General features: G+C 49.7%; 18 protein-coding genes. 12 read left to right on the top strand and 6 right to left on the bottom strand.

The annotated features are described in order from the left end of the window. Positions 1-30: 30 nt before the first annotated feature. Together BN162_RS17825 and BN162_RS07475 are read left to right on the top strand one after the other, a co-directional pair. Positions 31-750, top strand: coding sequence for a bactofilin family protein (locus BN162_RS17825; RefSeq protein ID WP_020224455.1), 720 nt, complete (start codon positions 31-33; stop codon positions 748-750). Positions 751-1,112: 362 nt separating this feature from the next. After that, the gene (locus tag BN162_RS07475; RefSeq protein WP_020224454.1) at positions 1,113-1,796 is read left to right on the top strand and encodes a hypothetical protein; all 684 of its coding nucleotides are present in this window, start codon (positions 1,113-1,115) and stop codon (positions 1,794-1,796) included. Positions 1,797-1,938: 142 nt separating this feature from the next. On the opposite strand, the gene BN162_RS17820 is transcribed toward BN162_RS07475, so the two are convergent. Next, entirely contained in the window at positions 1,939-2,697 is a 759-nt protein-coding gene (locus BN162_RS17820; RefSeq protein WP_020224453.1) for an HAD family hydrolase, read from the bottom strand. A gap of 135 nt (positions 2,698-2,832) precedes the next feature. Here BN162_RS17820 and BN162_RS07465 point away from each other — a divergent pair, with 135 nt between their 5' ends. From BN162_RS07465 to BN162_RS07440, 6 genes are all read left to right on the top strand, one after another. Then, positions 2,833-3,264 carry a GNAT family N-acetyltransferase gene (locus tag BN162_RS07465; protein ID WP_020224452.1) on the top strand — a complete coding sequence of 144 codons (432 nt, stop codon included), beginning with the start codon at positions 2,833-2,835 and terminating at the stop codon, positions 3,262-3,264. Positions 3,265-3,346: 82 nt separating this feature from the next. Next, entirely contained in the window at positions 3,347-4,132 is a 786-nt protein-coding gene (locus BN162_RS07460) for an alpha/beta fold hydrolase (protein ID WP_020224451.1), read from the top strand. 34 nt (positions 4,133-4,166) lie between these two features. Further along, complete coding sequence (locus BN162_RS07455) at positions 4,167-4,832, top strand: response regulator transcription factor (protein ID WP_020224450.1); 666 nt, start codon at positions 4,167-4,169, stop codon at positions 4,830-4,832. Positions 4,833-4,910: 78 nt separating this feature from the next. Further along, the gene (locus BN162_RS07450) at positions 4,911-5,825 is read left to right on the top strand and encodes an ABC transporter ATP-binding protein (protein ID WP_020224449.1); all 915 of its coding nucleotides are present in this window, start codon (positions 4,911-4,913) and stop codon (positions 5,823-5,825) included. Beyond that, positions 5,818-6,660 (top strand): ABC transporter permease, encoded by an 843-nt coding sequence (locus BN162_RS07445; protein ID WP_020224448.1) that lies wholly within the window; start codon positions 5,818-5,820, stop codon positions 6,658-6,660. The genes BN162_RS07450 and BN162_RS07445 overlap by 8 nt, the downstream gene beginning before the upstream one ends. A gap of 58 nt (positions 6,661-6,718) precedes the next feature. Then, positions 6,719-7,633 (top strand): sensor histidine kinase, encoded by a 915-nt coding sequence (locus BN162_RS07440; protein ID WP_020224447.1) that lies wholly within the window; start codon positions 6,719-6,721, stop codon positions 7,631-7,633. A gap of 128 nt (positions 7,634-7,761) precedes the next feature. Here the strand turns inward: BN162_RS07440 and BN162_RS07435 are convergent, their stop codons facing one another. From BN162_RS07435 to BN162_RS07410, 5 genes are all read right to left on the bottom strand, one after another. Next, a complete protein-coding gene (locus BN162_RS07435) occupies positions 7,762-8,934 on the bottom strand; it encodes an FMN-binding protein (RefSeq protein WP_020224446.1) in 1,173 nt (390 codons plus the stop codon). A 223-nt stretch (positions 8,935-9,157) separates the two neighbouring features. After that, complete coding sequence (locus tag BN162_RS07430; protein WP_020224445.1) at positions 9,158-10,102, bottom strand: carbohydrate kinase family protein; 945 nt, start codon at positions 10,100-10,102, stop codon at positions 9,158-9,160. Continuing rightward, positions 10,099-11,409 carry a glycoside hydrolase family 32 protein gene (locus BN162_RS07425; protein ID WP_020224444.1) on the bottom strand — a complete coding sequence of 437 codons (1,311 nt, stop codon included), beginning with the start codon at positions 11,407-11,409 and terminating at the stop codon, positions 10,099-10,101. Before BN162_RS07425 ends, BN162_RS07430 begins: the two co-directional genes overlap by 4 nt. Continuing rightward, the gene (locus BN162_RS07420) at positions 11,406-13,295 is read right to left on the bottom strand and encodes a sucrose-specific PTS transporter subunit IIBC (protein WP_020224443.1); all 1,890 of its coding nucleotides are present in this window, start codon (positions 13,293-13,295) and stop codon (positions 11,406-11,408) included. The genes BN162_RS07425 and BN162_RS07420 overlap by 4 nt, the downstream gene beginning before the upstream one ends. A gap of 265 nt (positions 13,296-13,560) precedes the next feature. Then, positions 13,561-14,544 carry a LacI family DNA-binding transcriptional regulator gene (locus BN162_RS07410; RefSeq protein ID WP_040451648.1) on the bottom strand — a complete coding sequence of 328 codons (984 nt, stop codon included), beginning with the start codon at positions 14,542-14,544 and terminating at the stop codon, positions 13,561-13,563. Positions 14,545-14,936: 392 nt separating this feature from the next. On the opposite strand from BN162_RS07410, the gene pflB reads away from it, so the two are divergent. The 4 genes from pflB to pflA are packed head-to-tail and all read left to right on the top strand — an operon-like array spanning position 14,937 to position 18,280. Further along, positions 14,937-16,994: a formate C-acetyltransferase gene (gene pflB, locus BN162_RS07400; RefSeq protein WP_020224439.1), complete on the top strand. Its 2,058-nt coding sequence runs from the start codon at positions 14,937-14,939 to the stop codon at positions 16,992-16,994. Between the two features lie 3 nt (positions 16,995-16,997). Further along, on the top strand, positions 16,998-17,237 hold the full coding sequence (locus BN162_RS07395) for a hypothetical protein (protein ID WP_020224438.1): 240 nt from the start codon (positions 16,998-17,000) through the stop codon (positions 17,235-17,237). A 14-nt stretch (positions 17,238-17,251) separates the two neighbouring features. Then, on the top strand, positions 17,252-17,494 hold the full coding sequence (gene grcA3 / locus BN162_RS07390; protein ID WP_020224437.1) for an autonomous glycyl radical cofactor GrcA3: 243 nt from the start codon (positions 17,252-17,254) through the stop codon (positions 17,492-17,494). Between the two features lie 6 nt (positions 17,495-17,500). Further along, positions 17,501-18,280, top strand: coding sequence for a pyruvate formate-lyase-activating protein (pflA, locus tag BN162_RS07385; RefSeq protein WP_020224436.1), 780 nt, complete (start codon positions 17,501-17,503; stop codon positions 18,278-18,280). The last annotated feature ends 92 nt before the right edge of the window (positions 18,281-18,372 follow it).

Genomic DNA, 18,372 nt, shown 5'->3' with positions numbered 1-18,372 from the left:
TTAGTCAGAGAGAGAAGGAGTGCTGCAAAAATGACAAAAAAGTATGGCAAAGCAAATCAAAAATCATGGAAATCAATTTTAAACACAAGGGAACAGTTGACTAAAGGGAAGGATGAAGAACAGGTTAAAATTGTCGATCGTCCTTTAGAACAGGAGGTGCCCAAAGTGGAGGAAGCTGAAGCAAAACTGGAAGAAAGGCTGCCGGATAATCAGGAAATAACGGAACTTACCGACATTATGGCAGAAAAGAACGAGGCTGAAAAGATGGATATTGCACCGGAGATCCAGCTTGCGGAAGCTGAACCGGAAGAAGCGCGCAAGGCGGCGGTTGGCGAAGATAAAAAGACGACAATTACAGCGGATATGAAGATAATTGGAGATCTTGAAGGCTGCTCGGATTTGGAGTTTCATGGTAAAATTACCGGCAATATTATCACGGAAGGCTATGTGAACATGGATGGAAAGATTGATGGTTCAATCCAGGCATTAGCGCTGCGTATAAACGGCGGTGTTGTTCATGGGGATATTCTGTGCGAGAAAACGATAGAAATTCTGCCTGGTTCTGAAATTGTCGGCAACCTTCAGGCTGAGATTGTAACGGTCAATGGGCATATCCGCGGTGATCTTTATTGCGGTCAAATGCTGACATTATTGGATCACAGTGTCGTGGAAGGCAATATTACAACAGAGAGTATCTCCGTTTATGAAGGCGCATTGGTTGAAGGCAAGCTAAGCATGGAAAAGAAATAAGGGCCTTGTTGTACAGGGGCGATAGTCCATTTTCAGTTCCAAACTAAATAGGAAGCAGTAAAGAAGGAGCAGGAAGATTAAGGTCAGCTTTCCTTATAATCTTACCTAATTCTTTTTAATCGTGAGTAAGAATATAGCAAATAAAAGGCAGTGAATGACTGCTTTTTATTTTGTGGATAGAGAGAGAAGGGATTGAATAACGTTCTCAAATGAGTTAATATAAACTTGTAAGAAGGTACTCAAGAAAGTTATTTCAATTTTTCCATTTTTTGTGGGGCTTTTTCTGATTTTCCGCAATATTAATCATAGGAGGATTTCAATATGGCAGAAATATCCGACTATCCTCACTGGCCAGAATCATTGTGGATCAGCTGACGATTGGTGATCAGTATGATTTTGATCCGGTAGTTCAGATCATGATTACCAATCACATTTCGCAGGCAAAAAAGGGCTACGAGGGTTATCTTCATCCTCACCGATTTTTTCACGAAATCAGTGGGGAATGGATGTTAAAAGAACAAGGCAGGATTCTATGGGTGGAGATGGATAAACTGGAGAATTTGGAAAAGAAGCCGATAGAAGAATGGCGGATATCAGAGAAAATCCACTATGTGATCCGGTTCAGCCAAGCGGAAAAGAAGCAAAAAATCATTCAGAAATTAATTGAAAAGGAGGAAATCGTAGCGATGATGGAAGAGAAGAAAAGGGATTATTTAAGGGACACGAGTTTAGCGATCGCCAGAATGCGGGCAAAGTTTGACGAACTGGATGAACAAAGAGTCTACGAGAAAGGAATTGTGAAAGGAAAACTAGAAGGAAAGTTGGAAGGTCAGCGAGCCTTGATTCAATTAGTGTTAGGTCAGCGGATGAAACTCAGCGAGGCTGATGCGAAACAGATTGACAGTTTAGAGTCGGAAGCTCTTGAAGATTTTATTTTGCAGTTAGATAAGATCCAGACACCGGAGGATTTACAGCGGCAGATGGCTACCGTTAATCAGAAAAAGCAAACCGATCAGATGATTTCCGTTTTAACGGCTCACGATTAAGAAAAAAACTAAGCAGTGATTCGCTGCAAAGATTAAAAAGAACCACAGACTGTATGGACTCGTGGTTCTTTTGCATAGTCAGAAAATTTCACAGGATCCGGGATATAATTTTCTGTTTTTATTAATGATAGAAAGATCAGCTTTACGCAAAATCCGAACGATGCTTCTGCAGCCAGACTGCCACGCCGTCTTCGTCGTTGCTTAGCGTCTGCTGATCCGCTGCGGCCAAAATTTCCGGCACTGCATTCGCCATGGCAACACCGCAGCCAGCTTCCTGAATCATTTCCAAGTCGTTGTAGTCATCACCAAATGCAACGACTTCTTTCAGATTCAGCGAAAGATGATCGCACAGTGCTTTTAAAGCATTTCCTTTATTGACATGCTGAGCTGTAATAACGAAGATATCGCCGTCTTCACTCAACGGGACAGCTTTCATTCCATAAGCGGAAAAGTTGATGGACTGAATTGCCGCATGATTGCTTGTGACGACAAAAATTTTCTGAATTTCATGCGGATTAAAATGATCGAGATCCAGCCGCAGCGATTCGCCTTTTTTAACGAAATACTCGTTCGTCGTATACACTTCTGTTGGATAAAACAGTGTGATGTGAACGGGTTCAATTTTCCGCAGCACTTCAATCAAGTCTGTAAGCTTCTGACTGTCGAGTTCCTGACGGTAAATGACCTGACCTTGATGATAGACAATCGAACCATTGGTGCAGATCATGGAACGGGCATGGATCAGCTCGGCATAGCGCTGCGTACGCACGATAGCCCGTCCAGTCGCAACGACAATCTCCGTTTCGAGCTGAGCGAAGGCTGCGGCAGTCAGATCCGATAACGATTTATCCTTGTGCAGCAGTGTTTGATCCAGATCGACGACAACACATTTGTATTTCATGAAAACAATCCCCCTTTATTGTTAAGAGTATAACATTCAAATGGTCAGGGAACAACGGTTGCCGGATGCGCCGGCAGACAAACATGATATAATGAATAAAACGAAAATTACTAGTGAAACAGGAGGCAGTGACGGATGATTGAAATCAAGGCTGCACGATGGGAAGACTGCGGACAAGTAGCCGCGCTGATTGAACAGCTGGAGGAAATGCCGATTGATAAAGCACGCTTTGAAGCTGTTTATCGGGCGAATTTGTCCAATCCCCAAATTGATTATCGAACCGCGTGGATCAATGGGGTTCTGGCAGGATTTTTGAGTGTTCATATACAAAATCTGCTGCATCACACTTCCGCAATTGCGGAGATTGAAGAACTGGTTGTTGATGTGCGTTACCGCGGTCAGGGTGTGGGGAAATGTTTATTTGATCAGGCAAAGAAGATCGCGGCGCAGGCTGGATGTCCGCAGTTGGAATGTGCCTGCAACCAACGCCGCACTGCCAGCCATGAGTTTTATAAGCGGCAGGGCATGGCGTGCCGGCACTATAAATTTACGCTGCCGCTGAAATAGCGGTTAGATCACGTCATTTAAGCTGGCAGCGATAATTAAAGGAAAATTGTTAATTCAGTTTATAAGAAAGGAAGGAGTATCCATGCTTAAAGCATTTTTCACTGAATCAGCTCAGGCCGTGCTGCACTATCAGGAAAATAATGGGGAAGGCCCCTTATTGATCCTGATTCATGGGCTGGGATGCACCGGACTTTTGGATTATTCTCAGGTGGCACAGACCTTGGCACTGAAAGATCGGCATCTTTGGCTGATTGACTTGCTTGGCGCGGGACAGAGTGAGAAACCTCGCGATTTCCCATACACAGTCGATGCCCATGCTCAAGTTCTGACAGAGCTGATCCAGCAGCGAAGCAGTGGCCCAGTGGTCGTTTATGGTCATAGTTTAGGCGGCCCGATTGCTCTAAGCGTGGCTGAAAAAAATCCCGAATCGGTGATCGGCATCCTTCTCAGCGAGGCGAATCTGGACCCCAGTTCGCAGGATCAGCCCAGTTATAAAACAGCTCAGCTGAGCGAGGCGGAATTTTGTGAGTGGGGTTATCAGCGGATCCTGGATGCCGCAGCTAAAGCCGGAATGACTTGGGCAATTTCGCTTGCAACATGGCTGCCGCAGGCGATGCATCGGCTTTCCGCAGATGCTGTATTGGGTGGCAAACCGTCATGGCGGCAGCGTCTTTATGCGCTGAAATGTCCAAAGCGATTTTTGTTTGGTGAAAAATCATTGCCGGATCCCGATACGGAAGAACTGTCTCGTCAGAGGATTGAAGTTCAGATTCTACATGAAGTTGGACATAATATGGCCTACGAAGATCCTGATCAGCTGGCGCAGGCTCTGGCTGATTTTATAACCAAGATTCAACGGCCGCAGTGAATTCAGCGGCCAGGTAATGAAAGGAGCGCAGCTTATGAAAACGATCTTGATCGTCGAAGATGATCCGGCGATCAGCAATCTGATCGCCGAGCTTTTAATTTCGCAGGGGTATCAGATCACTCAGGCTTATTCTGGAACCGAAGCTCAATGGGTGCTTCAACATCGCCAGCCGGATCTGATTCTGCTGGATCTGATGCTTCCTGGAATACAGGGCGAAGCGGTTTTAGCGCTGGCGGAACAGATTCCAGTCATTGTGGTCAGTGCCCGCTGCGATCTCGATGATAAAGTTCAGCTGCTGCGCAGCGGCGCAGTGGATTACATCACCAAACCCTTTGAACCCCGCGAACTGCTGGCACGGATTGAAGTGCAGCTGCGGCCTTCGCGGATGCGGCAGGAGGATGTCCTGACCTGCGGAATGCTGACTTTAAAGCCGCTTTTGCGCCAGGCTTTTGTCGGGAAGCAAAGCGTTAAGCTGACCCGCACGGAAACGGCGATTTTGAAGCTGTTGATGCTCAATCCGGGACAGGTGATTCCCAAATCTCAGATGCTGGATCAGATCAGTGAGGATACGCCGGATGGAATGGAGAATTCACTCAAGGTACATATCAGTCATCTGCGTTCCAAGCTGCGCACAATCAGCGAACAGGAAATGATCGAATCCGTGTGGGGAATCGGGTTTCGGATTCACCCGCAATCTTAACGAAATCTTATCGTTTTCCTTATCGGATTTCTTAACTGTTTTCCGCTATCCTTAAAGCACAGACAGGAGGCAGAAAAAATGGAAATGATGTTAACGGTCCGGGATTTGACCAAGCGATACGGCAGCTTTAAGGCGCTGGACCATTTTTCAATGAACGTTGAAAAAGGCGCAATTTATGGTTTTGTCGGGCGTAACGGTGCAGGAAAAACAACGCTGATTCGCACGATCTGTGGTTTGCAGCAGCCCTCTTATGGCGAGTATACGTTGATGGGATACAAACACAGCGATCCGCAGATTGTCAAGTCCCGACGCAGAATGGGAGCGATGATTGAAACCCCGTCGCTGTATGGTCAGCTGAGCGCGCAGGAAAATCTTAAGGTGCAGATGCGCACGCTTGGACTGCAGGACACTCGGGAAATCGATGAACTGCTCAAGGAGGTCGGGTTGAGCCATACCGGACGGAAAAAAGTCAAGGACTTTTCCCTGGGTATGCGCCAGCGGCTGGGGATTGCCCTGGCTTTGGCAGGCAGTCCGGATTTTCTGGTGCTGGATGAGCCGGTCAACGGCTTGGATCCGCAGGGAATGATAGAAGTCCGTGAACTGATTTTAAAACTGAACCGGCAGAATCAGGTGACGATTCTGATTTCCAGTCACAATCTGGATGAATTGGCCCGGCTGGCAACGGTCTACGGTTTTATTGATCATGGACAGAGGGTGAAGGAAATATCTGCTGAGGAATTGGAAAACGCATGTCGGAAATGTGTGGAACTGACAGTCGAAGGGAATGAGATTCTGATTGAAACGCTGGAAGCGTATGGGGCAGATTATCGAATTAAAGCTGGCGGAACGGTTGAAATCTATGGCGAAACCGCGCTCAGTGAGCTGATTTTGAAGCTGGCACAGAAGGGCTGCACAGTCACCTCGATGAAAGAACACGATGAAAGTCTGGAAAGCTATTATCTGTCGCTGATCGGAGGTGAAGATCATGCGTAGAATGATCGCGGCCCAAAGCTATCGGCTGATTCACGAAAAAGGTTTTTGGGGCGGCTTGGCCGTCACGATTCTTTATGCCCTGGCGGTTTTGGCTTTTTCTGCTTATGCCATGATAAACAATGGCCGCAGCATCGCTTTGGATCAGCTCTATTTTTACGGTTATGGACTGGACAGTTTTATTCCGGTGGCGGGACTGGTGCTGGCGGCGGTGATCAGTTTCTTTGTCGGAACGGAATACAGCAGTCAAACACTGCGCAATGCTTTAATCATCGGACGCACGCGAACGGAAATCTATCTGAGTCATTATGCGGTCAGTCTGATCGTCGCTTTGATCTATCAAGGTGTCTATGCCCTGATCGTTGTTCTCGTGGGCTGGCCGGTCTTCGGCGGATTTCATCTGAGCGGTGCGCTGATCGGGCTGGGAACCTTGATCGGCGTGCTCGCGCTGGCAGCTTACTGCGCGCTGTTCAATGCCGTTGGCCTGCTCTCTAGCTCCCGGACGGTTTCCTCGATCGGGTGTCTGTGCGGCGTAATGCTTACGATGTTTCTGTGCTTCTTTTTGAATACGAAACTGCAGGAGCCGGAGTGGATTGAGGCGCTGGAAATGCGGGACGGCAGCTCTCAAGTTTATACTTTGGCCAATCCAAGCTATCTCAATCCTAGTCAGAGAAGATTTGTGCAGGGCGTGATTGACAGTCTGCCCAGCGGCCAGAGCCTGCAGCTCAGCGGGTTAAACTGCGGCCATTGGGCGGTCCTGCCGCCGATCTCTTTGATCGGGATCGTCCTAGTGCAGGGGATAGGGCTGTTGTTGTTTCAGCGTAAGGAGATTCGTTAGAATGCTGCTTGGATGATAAAAAAGACTTTTGGTGCAGCGCGGGCAGGGAGGAAAGAGAATGACGATGACGGGTGGAATTTTCATCCTGACAGGATGTTTGATCGGGGCAGTCGTCTTTCTTTCGGTCAAATTGATTTTGATAAAAAAAAGTCTGCGGGAAATCCGGCAGGGGCTGGAAGATCGGCTGAAGGTGGAAACCAATACTTTGATCGATACGGCCAGCCGGGATCGGGATCTCGTCGCTTTACGCGAAGCCCTCAATGATCAGCTGCGTGAGCTGCGTGCTCAGCGCCGGCAGTTTCAGCAGGGGGATCAGCAGCTCAAGCAGTCATTAACCCAGCTTTCACATGATCTGCGCACCCCGTTAACGGCGATTGTAGGCTATCTGCAGCTGGCGGAAGAAGAACCCGCCAGTCCGCGGCTGAAATCGATTCTTGCGGTTTTAAAAGAACGTGCGCAGACACTCAGGCAGCTGAGCGAGCAGCTATTCAGCTATTCCGTGGCCGCGTTGGATCCACCTCCGTTGACCAAGCAGGCCGTGGACCTGCGGCGTGTGCTGGAAAAAAATCTGGCGGCCGTGTATGTTCTGTTTGAAAAACAGGGAATTGAGCCGGAAGTAACAATGCCGGAAACGCCGGTCATCCGGACCCTGGAAAGTAAAGCTTTGGATCGGATTCTGCAGAATTTATTGGACAACGCCGCAAAGTACGGCGGTCGGGATTTGTCTGTAACTTTAAAAACGAATGGTGAAATCGTGTTTGTCAATTCCGCAGGATCGCTGAGCTGGACCGAAGTGGAAAAAATGTTTGACCGGTACTATACGGTCAATACAGGCAGGCAGGCGACCGGGCTGGGCCTGGCCATCGCCCGTCGTCTAAGCGAGCAGCAGGGCGGCAGTCTGCAGGGAAAACTACAGGACGGCCGATTGATTCTGACCCTGTCTTTTCCCGCTGAAGAAGACCTTCACGACTGATCTGGAACAGGCAGCACAAGAGCCTGGATGACGCTGACAAAAAAACAGAACATAAAAAAGCTCCCGGCAAGGGAGCTTTTAAGCTGTTGATCAAGCACGTTTCGAACGTACTTTCTCAACCGTTCTTTTTACAAACCGTTGTAGTATTCGACGGCGAACTGAACGGCTTTGATCATGCCGTTGGAAGTTTTTGTCGCTCCGGCAACGACGTCAACGCTGTCCAGTGCATCCTGGTTGTCGATCAGCTTCTGAATGAATTCGGAACCTTCCGCTGTCAGCAGGCCGCCGACGGTATCCGTTTCCTGATCATCACGGACCGAGATCGCTGTGATTTTCTTCGTGCTGTCGTCAAAGCTGACATGCGTTTCGATTTCTCCGGCATAGCCCTGAGTTACGACTTCCACTTTGGTTACGCCCTCAGCCGTGCTGTGCGTCGTTACACCTTCGAACAATTCACCATGAATCGCAACATAGACCATCCGCTGGAAGTCACCGACAAAGGCGATTGTCGCACCGGTAACCGTATCGCGGTCTTCAATTGGTTCGCTCTGCTGGTTTACGGTCTTGAACATTTCATAAACCTGTTCCAGCGTCATGTTGTTGGCCAGAATGTAATCCGCAATGGCGTCAATCTGTTCGCCATAGCTGCGTCCGCCGTTGAAGCCGGCAAAGGAAACACGTTTTGTGCCTTCAACAAAAGCTCCGTCTTTATACAGATCAAAGATCGCAAGCAGATCTTTAACCGGAGTTTCTTCGGTCAGCTGAATCTTGGCTTCATTGGCCAGATACTGATAAATCATTAACGAATCTTCCATATTCAGCTGTTCGCCGGTATAGTTCACGATCGTCAGATCTTTAAATGTCGTGGTATCCGTTAATTCCTTGCACTGAGCTGTAATCATATACTGTCCGAACTTGGTTTCGTAACCATTGATGCCCAGATTGGTCAGTTCAAAACCATCGCCGATTTTGGTAACGGCGGCATCAGATACATTCATCTGGTAGCCCATGATATCCTTTTTGGAATATTCGCCTTCCAGACCCTTGTTGCGGATAATATCAAAATTCAATTTCGTGATGATGCCGTCGGTTGTTTCGCCTTCAAAAACGAAAGTATCATTTTTCGGCAGACCTGCTGAGGTCGTACCGACCATTTCATATTCAGCTGCGAAGCTTTCAACCACAGGGGCGGTAGATCCCTCCGGCGTCGGCGTAGTCGTGTTTTCTTTTGGGGTTGAAGAACAGGCCGTCAAACCCATGGCCATGGCACAAGCGGCCAGGACGGTGAGCAGTTTTTTCATTTCTTAATTCCTCCCTTTGTTTAACTTTTATCATATTTGAATAATAAAAACAACTTGTTAGGGAATGAACATAGCGTTTTGAAATGTAATCATAAATTTCTGGTTTAAAAGCTTAAAAGAAAAGAACATTTTCAGTATGAGAAACGATTCTGATTTTGAAAAGCCAGATAAAAGGACTCTGAACAGATCGTCAGAATCCTGTTGGAAAGGGAGAAGCGGGAGGCTATTCGGTCAGTGTATCAGGGTAGGAAGAGATTGCGCCTTTTTGCTGGATGCTGGCGGCGCAGAAAGCTGTGCTGGCTTTGAGATAACGACGCAGCTGAACAGCGGAACAGGCACTAAAATCCTTTATATGATCATGGGCACATTGATAGAGGAAAGAGCCGATGAAGCCATCACCGGCTCCGGTGGTATCCAGAGCTTCAACAGTGAAGGAAGGTTCGTAGATTTCGATGTCCCGGGTCAGAACATGAGCTCCTTGGCTGCCGCAGGTATAAAGCACTAACTGCGTTTGCGGATTTCGGAACAGGATGTCTTTGGCCTGATGCAGATCCGATGTTCCGGTAATGAATTCCAGTTCCTCATCCGAAATTTTTACAATATCCGCTAACGGCAGGAAGTCCCGGACGGCATCTTGGCAGGCTTGGGGATTGGACCACAGCGGCAGGCGGATATTCGGATCAAAGCTGATCAATGCCCCGTGACTGCGGGCCAGGGCAATCGCCTGACGGTGAGCTTGGCGCATGGGAAAATCGCCGAGGCTGACGCTGCAGAAATGCAGGAAGCCGCAATCCTCAAACCAGTCGGACTGAAGCTGTTCCGGCTGCATCAGCATATCGGCGCCCGGATTGCGGAAAAAGCAGAACTGACGGTTGCCGTCCGGCTGGAGGGCGACAAAGGCCAGCGAGGTGTTGGCTTGTGCCGTTCGGGCAATCAGCGACGTATCCACTCCGACCGCCTGCAGTTCATCGACAATCTTATCGCCGAAGGGATCCTGGCCTAGCTGCGTGATCATCGCGCTGCTTCCGCCTAAACGGGCAAACGCACCGCAGACATTGCAGGGAGCGCCGCCGACATGCGGTTCAAAAGCCGGAATATCCTGAATTCGGCCGGATTGGGAAGGGATGAAGTCGATTAAGGCTTCCCCGATCGCAATTAATTTTTTCATTGAATATCCCTGCTTTCTATTTCAATCGCCACTGCATCATACAGATCAAATTCACAATCAGCCTGGATCGTACGGATGGCTGTGTCAAAGAAGCAGCGTGAAGTAAGACTGAACTGGCCGTCGTTCAAGAAAATCTCCACACTGGAAACATCCAGGTACAGCTCTAAAGTATCCAGGTTCGGCAGCTCGACATGCCGTTGGGTGCGGCCTTCGCCGCAGGCTGAACAATCTAGGGTAAACAATCCATCCGCATACTGAATTTTCAGCGTATCGATGGCCAGGGTCAGCGACTTCTGCGGCTGCATTTTCAGCACGCAGGCCTGCGGAGCCTGTGCCTGTGTAGTCTTTGCCGTCAATAGATGGGTGGGCTGCAGCTCGTCGATCACCCGCTGTTTCAGCTGGCCTTCTTCATAACGCAGCTGCCGCGGCAAGGTCAGCGCATGCATCCAGGTCTTTGTTGGGATCGTATAGTCGGTATCCGGCAGTCCCATCCAGCCGATCAGAATCCTCCGTCCCCGGCTGTCTTCAAAGGTTTGCGGGGCATAGAAGTCAAATCCATAATCCAGCGTGCGGTAAGTCTTAGCCTGATCCTGTTGGATCAGGAAATATCCGTTGTCATAGACATTTTCATAGTGATATCCCTGCCGGGTCAATCCCTGCGGGCAGCAAAGCAAAACATCAACGTCATCAAAATGAAGCAGATCAGGACATTCCCACATATATCCCATCTTGTTTTGCGAACGCAGTACCGCGTTTAACTGCCAATGTTCAAGATCCATACTGGTATAACGCAGGACACAGCCCTCATCATCCAAGGTTCGGGCGCCTAAGACCATTTCGTAGCCCTCCGCGATTTTGTTGACCTTGGGATCACGGACATGACAGGAACAGAAATCCGGGTAGTCCGCATTGCTTAAAACAACGTGCTTATGATCAACCGTTTTTCCGTCGCTGAGCGCATGGATCGTATTGTGCTGGCGGCCGGAGCGGATGAAATCATGATCTCCCGGTTCTTTGACATTGCCGGTGTAAAACAGATGCAGCTGATCCCCCACGGAGAGCGCGCTGCCGGAATAAGCGCCGTGCTGTTCAAAAGCTTCAGTCGGTTCGATGGCTAATCCGCAGTCGGTGTAATGCACAAAGTCCGTCGTTGTAAAATGTCCCCAGGCTTTGCGCTTTCCGGTTAAGCTGTCCGGATCAGCTTGATAGAAGATATGAATGACTCCCTGATGAACGCATAGACCGTTGGGATCGTTCAGCCAACCGCGTTTTGGCGCCAAGTGCGAGGTTAAGCGATAATCGTTCATTGTTTTTCTCCTAACGTAAGGATTGGCTGGGCCTGAGCGACGGCACCCTGAACAGTCCAGCTGAAGGCTGTCGGGGAAGTAAACAGGCAGCAGATTTCCTCTGAACAGCCGGCCTGGCGGATCTGTTGAAGATCCATTCTGGCTAACGGCTGACCAGCCTGGACGTTCTGGCCTTCCTCTACAAAGATTTCAAACGGAGCGCCGTTTAGAGAAACCGTATTGATCCCCATGTGGATCAGCATCTCAACGCCGTCCTCACGCACAAGGCCGATCGCATGCCGGGTCGGAAAGATGAACTTGACAACAGCGTTGATCGGTGAACAGACTTGTCCGTTCTCTGGGAACAGGACAAAGCCATCGCCCATTAATTTTTCACGGAATGTCCTGTCGGTGGATTCTTCGATGGGTTTGACTGTCCCTTCAGCCGGAGCCACGCAGGTTTGGTCATCGATGTTGTTCAGTTCAGCCTTGGCCTTGATCTTTCCAGCTTGTGAAGACTGCGGCTTCTTAGCCAGGATCCAGGTTAAAACAAAGGCGGTGATCATGCTTAAAGCCAAACCAATCGCAAAGTGCGGCCAATCTGCTGGACGGATGGAGATGAAGCCCGGTAATCCGGCAGCTCCCAAAGCAACGGCTAAGACATGATGGAAGGCAACATAGGCTGAGCCTACAGCTGAACCGATGATCGCCGCATAGAACGGAGTCTTCAATTTCAGGTTGACGCCGAACATCGCCGGTTCCGTAATTCCAAGCAGGGCGCTGATTCCAGAGGCGGAGCATAAGCTTTTTAACTTAGTGTCCTTGGTCGTTGCCAAAACTGCGAGTACGGCGGCGCCCTGGGCAACGTTGTTCATCGAAGCGGTGACGAAGATAAAGCTTCCGCCGGTAACCGCCGCTTCCGCTAACAGCTGTGTTTCAATCGCAATGAAGCTGTGATGCATGCCGGTCAAAACGATCGGGGCATAGAATAGACCGAATAAACCGCCGCCGATGAAGCCGAGTGAATGATACAGCCAGGAGATGCCGAAGGCCAACAGATTGCCGGCTGTGCGCAGCATCGGCCCTACGGCCAGGAAGGTGATGAAGCCGCAGACCAGAATCGAAATTAACGGCGTCGTCAGATTGTCCAGCCAGCTCGGTGTGATTTTATGCAGCTGGGTTTCCAGTTTGGCCAGGAAAAACGACATGACCAGTACCGGCAGCACCGTTCCCTGATAGCCGACGGCTTCGATGGACAGTCCGAATAAGTTCCACGTTGGAACAACCGCGCCGGTACCATAGCTGTACGCGTTCATCAGATCCGGATGAACCATGATCATCCCTAAAACCGCGCCCAGATAAGGATTGCCGCCAAACTTCTTGGTTGCACTGAAACCGATTAAGACCGGCAGGAAAGTGAAGGCAGCATTGGAAAACAGATTGATCATGCCGGCTAAGTCAGCAAACTGCGGATAGAGGTCAATCAGCGTTTTGCCGCTGACAAACAACCCCTCCGCCGTAAAGATATTATTGATTCCCATCAATAAGCCGCCGGCCACAATCGCCGGAATGATTGGTACGAAGATGTCGCTGAGCATCTTGATGAAGCAATTGACGACGTTGCCCTGTGCTTCTTTCGGCGGCTGCACAACCGGCTGATTTCCGGTCAGCTTCAGCACTTCGTCGCAGACCTGATTGACGGTGCCGGAACCGAAGATGATCTGAAACTGTCCCTTGGCGCTGAAAACGCCTTTGACACCTTCGATGTCCGCGATCGCATCGGCGTTGATTTTGGATTCGTCCAGACAGGTCAGACGCAGGCGTGTTGCACAATGCATGACGTGGCTCAGGTTTTCCCGTCCGCCGACAGCGGCGACAATCTGAGCGGCAATAGATGGATAATTCATGGTTCTTCCTCCTTGTGGTACCGTTCCCACATTTAATATAAGCTTCATTCTGGAAAATGTCAACACAAAATGTGGGATCGATTCCATATTTTTTGATTTTTTCTGCATTGCCGCTTCTTTTTTGAAAAATAATATCTGCATAAAGCTTAAAAAGTCAGAAGAGCTGGAGCTCCTTGTCAGAACAACAGCGCAGGGCAAGCTGAAGAAGCCGTCAGCGTTTGCTGCCCTTATCTGCAACTAAAGAAAGAGAAATAAAAAAGCGATATCATCGTTCGATAACGCTTTCCCCATCAATAAAAGTATAGCCGATTTTTACGGATTCAACCGGATTGCCGGCGATCATCTCCAGAATCAGCTCGGCCGCCGTTCGGCCTTCTCGTTCGTAATCAAACCGGATGGTGGTTAACGAAGGCGTCAGCACTTCACATACATCATAACCGCCAAAGCCGGTCAGCGACACATCCTGCGGTATACGATAACCAGCCGTGTGCAGTTCTTTAAAGGCCGCCATAGCTAGATTATCGGTTGCACAGATCATACAATCCGGACGATGATCCTTAAGATAGGCCCGCACAACCTGGCGGGAAGCTGCAAAGCTGAAATCCGTTTCCAGAAAATCAACCTGGGTGATGCCGGTTTCCTTCAGACCGTCAAGGATTCCCTGTTTCCGCGTCCTTCCGACCGCTTTATCGTTTTCACTGACGCCCAGCAGACAGACGGCACGATGCCGTGCTGTTCCGATCTTCCGGCCGATGTCATAGCCTGCCGTATAGTCATCGAGCGTGATGGTCACCGCTCCGGCCATTTCCTGAGCCAGTACGATGACCGGCAGCCGCAGCTTATGAATGATCCGCTCATGCTCCGGGGTGATCTGCGTGGCTAAAAGAATAATGCCTTCGACATTCATCCGGCTGAAGCTTTCCAGACTGGTCAGCTCCCGGATTTGATTATGATTGGTATTGATCAGAAGCGGGGTATAGCCGGACAATCGCAGCTGTTCATCCAGCGCTGTCAGCACCCGCGCGCTGGTGCGGGAATCAATCGAGGGGGTGATGACTCCGATCTGATAGGAATGGCGGGCTTTCAGTGTCTTGGCTACGGAATTGGGCTGATAGTGATATTCACGGCAGATAGCCTCGATCCGCAAGCGTGTTTCTTCTTTAACATAACCGCCGTTAAAGTAGCGGGATACCGTGCTTTTTCCCACTCCGGCAAATTCAGCGATTTCCTTCATCGTTATTTTCGTCATACTGTCGTCTTCCTTCTGCGTTTCATCATAGCATAACTGCTGCTTGAGATTCAAGGCAGGCCGCTTCGGCAATCTGCGGTTTCAGCAAGGGAAAAAGATGGATACGGCAGAATTGAAGCGTTGCTTTTCTGAGGTTTTGCTCTGCCAGCCAAACGCCGGGAAAAAGCTGAAAATGATGTTTGAATTCGGAAGTGTCTGGCTTGACAGGGATGATCTATTTCGATAATCTATTAGTGTTAGAATGATCTAACAACATTTTCAAACTTGTAACCGATTACAATGGAAAATGATGTTTCTGACCTCTATTTTTTTATTCTCAAACAAGGTAAAATAAAACGGTCCTGTCAGTCTTGACAGGAAAGCTTACCCACTAAAAGTTATAGGAGGAAACTATGGAAGAGTGCTACAAGGGATTTGTCGAGGGCGTCTGGTCCCGCGAGATCAATGTCCGAGACTTCATTCAGAAGAACTACACCCCATACGACGGCGATGATTCATTTTTGGCAGGGCCGAGTGAGGCGACGCTGAAACTGTGGGATCAGGTGATGGAGCTGAGCCGTCAAGAACGTGAAGCCGGCGGCGTGCTTGATATGGACACCAAGATCATCTCGACGATCACCTCACATGGTCCCGGTTATCTGAATTCCGATCTTGAAAAGATCGTCGGTTTTCAGACTGACAAACCGTTTAAACGTTCCCTGCAGCCTTACGGCGGCATCCGAATGGCCGAGAAAGCCTGCAAAGACAACGGGTATGAAGTCGATCCGGAAGTTGTGGATTTCTTCACCGTGCACCGCAAAACACATAATGCCGGAGTATTCGACGCTTATACACCGGAAATGCGGGCCTGCCGTTCCAGCCATGTCATCACCGGTCTGCCGGATGCTTACGGCCGCGGACGGATTGTCGGCGACTACCGCCGGATTGCCCTGTATGGGGTTGACCGTCTGATTCAGGATAAGCAGCATCAGAAGGATTCCACGCGGGTCATCATGTATTCCAACGTCATCCGTGAACGCGAAGAACTCTCAGAACAGATCCGCGCTTTGCAAGAGCTGAAAAAGCTTGGCGAAATCTATGGCTATGATATTTCCCGTCCGGCTAAGGATACAAAGGAAGCGATTCAGTGGCTGTATTTCGGCTATCTGGCAGCTGTCAAGGAACAAAACGGAGCGGCGATGTCACTGGGCCGGACTTCGACGTTCATTGATATCTATGCCCAGCGGGATTTGGACAACGGTGTGTACACCGAAGCAGAAATTCAGGAATTCATCGACCATTTCATCATGAAGCTGCGGCTGGTAAAATTTGCCCGGACTCCGGAATACAACGAACTGTTCTCCGGGGATCCAACCTGGGTTACTGAATCGATCGGCGGGGTCGGCATCGACGGCCGCCATCTGGTCACCAAGTCTTCCTTCCGTTACCTCCATACATTAAAGAATCTGGGCACGGCGCCGGAACCGAATCTGACGGTGCTGTGGTCAACTCGTCTGCCGCAGAACTTCAAGCGATTCTGCGCTAAGACCTCGATTGAGTCCTCGTCGATTCAATATGAGAACGACGATCTGATGCGCGTGACCCATGGCGACGACTATACAATTGCCTGCTGCGTTTCGTCGATGCGCATCGGCAAGGAGATGCAGTTCTTCGGCGCCCGCGCCAACTTGGCCAAGTGTCTGCTTTATGCGATCAACGGCGGCGTCGATGAGATTTCCGGCAAGCAGGTTGGTCCGGAATACCGTCCGATTACTTCCGAGTATCTTGATTACGATGAGGTGATGCACAAATACAAGCAGATGATGAAATGGCTGGCGCAGGTTTATGTCAACGCGCTGAACATCATTCATTATATGCATGATAAATATTGCTACGAAAAGCTGCAGATGGCTTTGCATGATAAGGACGTCAAGCGCTGGTTCGCGACGGGCATCGCCGGTTTGTCTGTGGTCGCGGATTCCCTTTCTGCGATCAAATACGCCAAAGTCAAGGCAATCCGCAATGAACAGGGAATTGTCGTCGATTATGAAGTGGAGGGCGATTTCCCGAAATACGGCAATGATGATGACCGCGTCGATGCGATTGCCAGCGAAATTGTCCACACTTTCATGACTTATATCAAGGGCAATCATACCTATCGCGGCGGCATTCCGACCACATCGATCTTAACGATTACTTCCAATGTCGTCTATGGCAAAAACACCGGTTCCACTCCGGATGGCCGCAAGAAGGGCGAACCGTTTGCCCCGGGCGCCAATCCAATGCACAAGCGCGACAGTCATGGCGCCGTCGCTTCACTGGCTTCGGTTTCCAAACTGCCGTTTGCGGATGCCCAGGACGGAATTTCCAATACCTTCTCGATCATTCCGAATGCGTTAGGCAAAGAAATCATCACGACCGGCGATTTGGAAGTGGAGCTGGAACTGGATGAAATCGAAAGCAACGAATAAGTCATGAAACAGGAACAGCTGATCGATGATTTGATCGCTCAGCTGGATCGTTCTTTTGCCGCAGGAGTCGGCCATGTCAACGTCAGCGTTGATGATCAGAACGTCCGGCTGGAGAAGATTGATAAAAGTGATGAGGGCCTGGTGAAAGAAGTGGAAACGCTGGGCTGTCTGGATTGTGAAAAACAAAATCTCGCCTGTAAAACGCCGACCCTGATGTCAGGGCTGGATCGGGACGAGGAATAAAGGAGGAAACGAATATGAGCACGATGGATCAACAGATTGACAACCTGGTAGCGCTTTTGGACGGATATACAGAAAAAGGCGGCCATCATTTAAACGTGAACGTTTTCAACCGGGAAACGCTGCTGGATGCCCAAGCGCATCCGGAAAAATATCCGCAGCTGACGGTGCGGGTCAGCGGTTATGCGGTTAACTTCAATAAGCTGACGAAGGCGCAGCAGGATGAAGTCATTTCGCGAACCTTCCATCAACAGATTTAACGGTCTATGAGCGAAGGACGGATTCATTCGCTGGAAAGCTTCGGCACCGTTGATGGACCGGGCGTTCGGCTGGTTGTGTTTGTTCAGGGCTGTCCGATGCGCTGCCGGTATTGCCATAATCCGGATACCTGGCGGGCTGAGGGCGGCCAATGGATGAGCCCGGAAGAAATTCTTCAGACGTACAAGCGCAACGAAGCGTTTTACCGCGGCGGCGGCATTACCGTGACCGGCGGCGAACCGTTAGGGCAGACTGCGTTTGTCAGGGAATTGTTTGCGGCGGCCAAGCAGGCCGGCATTCATACGTGTCTGGATACATCAGGAATTTTGTTTGATCCTGAGCATCCGGAAGGGGTGGATGCTCTCTTGTCTGTCACGGATCTTGTCCTTCTGGATCTCAAGCAGATCGATCCCGAGTGTCATCGCTGGCTGACAGGACAGGACAATGCCCGCATTCTTGCTTTTGCCCGCTATTTGGATGTTAAGCAAATTCCGGTCTGGATTCGGCATGTTTATATCAATGAGGAAATCAATCCGCCGGCGCAGCTGTTTGCGCTGGGAGAATTCCTCGGTTCGCTGCATAACGTAAAAGCAGTTGATGTTCTGGCCTACCATACAATGGGCATAAGTAAATATGAACAGCTGGGGCTGGCTTATCCTTTGGCCGGGATTCCTCAAGCCACGATGGAGCAGGCCCGTCAGGCAAGAAGTGAAATTCTGAAAGGGATGCGCGAAGTCCGCCGCAAAGAGAAAGCAACAAATTCCACGAAATCCAGCGAGGGATGCTGAAAATTCCCATCGCGGTATTTGATGTTGATTCAATAAAGAGGAAGGACAGGGGATACAGCGTCAAGCTGAACCCGGTTCTTCCTCTTTTTTAT

Source organism: Holdemania massiliensis AP2, from assembly GCF_000327285.1.
Lineage (GTDB): Bacteria > Bacillota_I > Bacilli_A > Erysipelotrichales > Erysipelotrichaceae > Holdemania > Holdemania massiliensis.
Note: the sequence above shows the minus strand (reverse complement) of the source record. Positions and strands in the feature narration are given on the sequence as shown.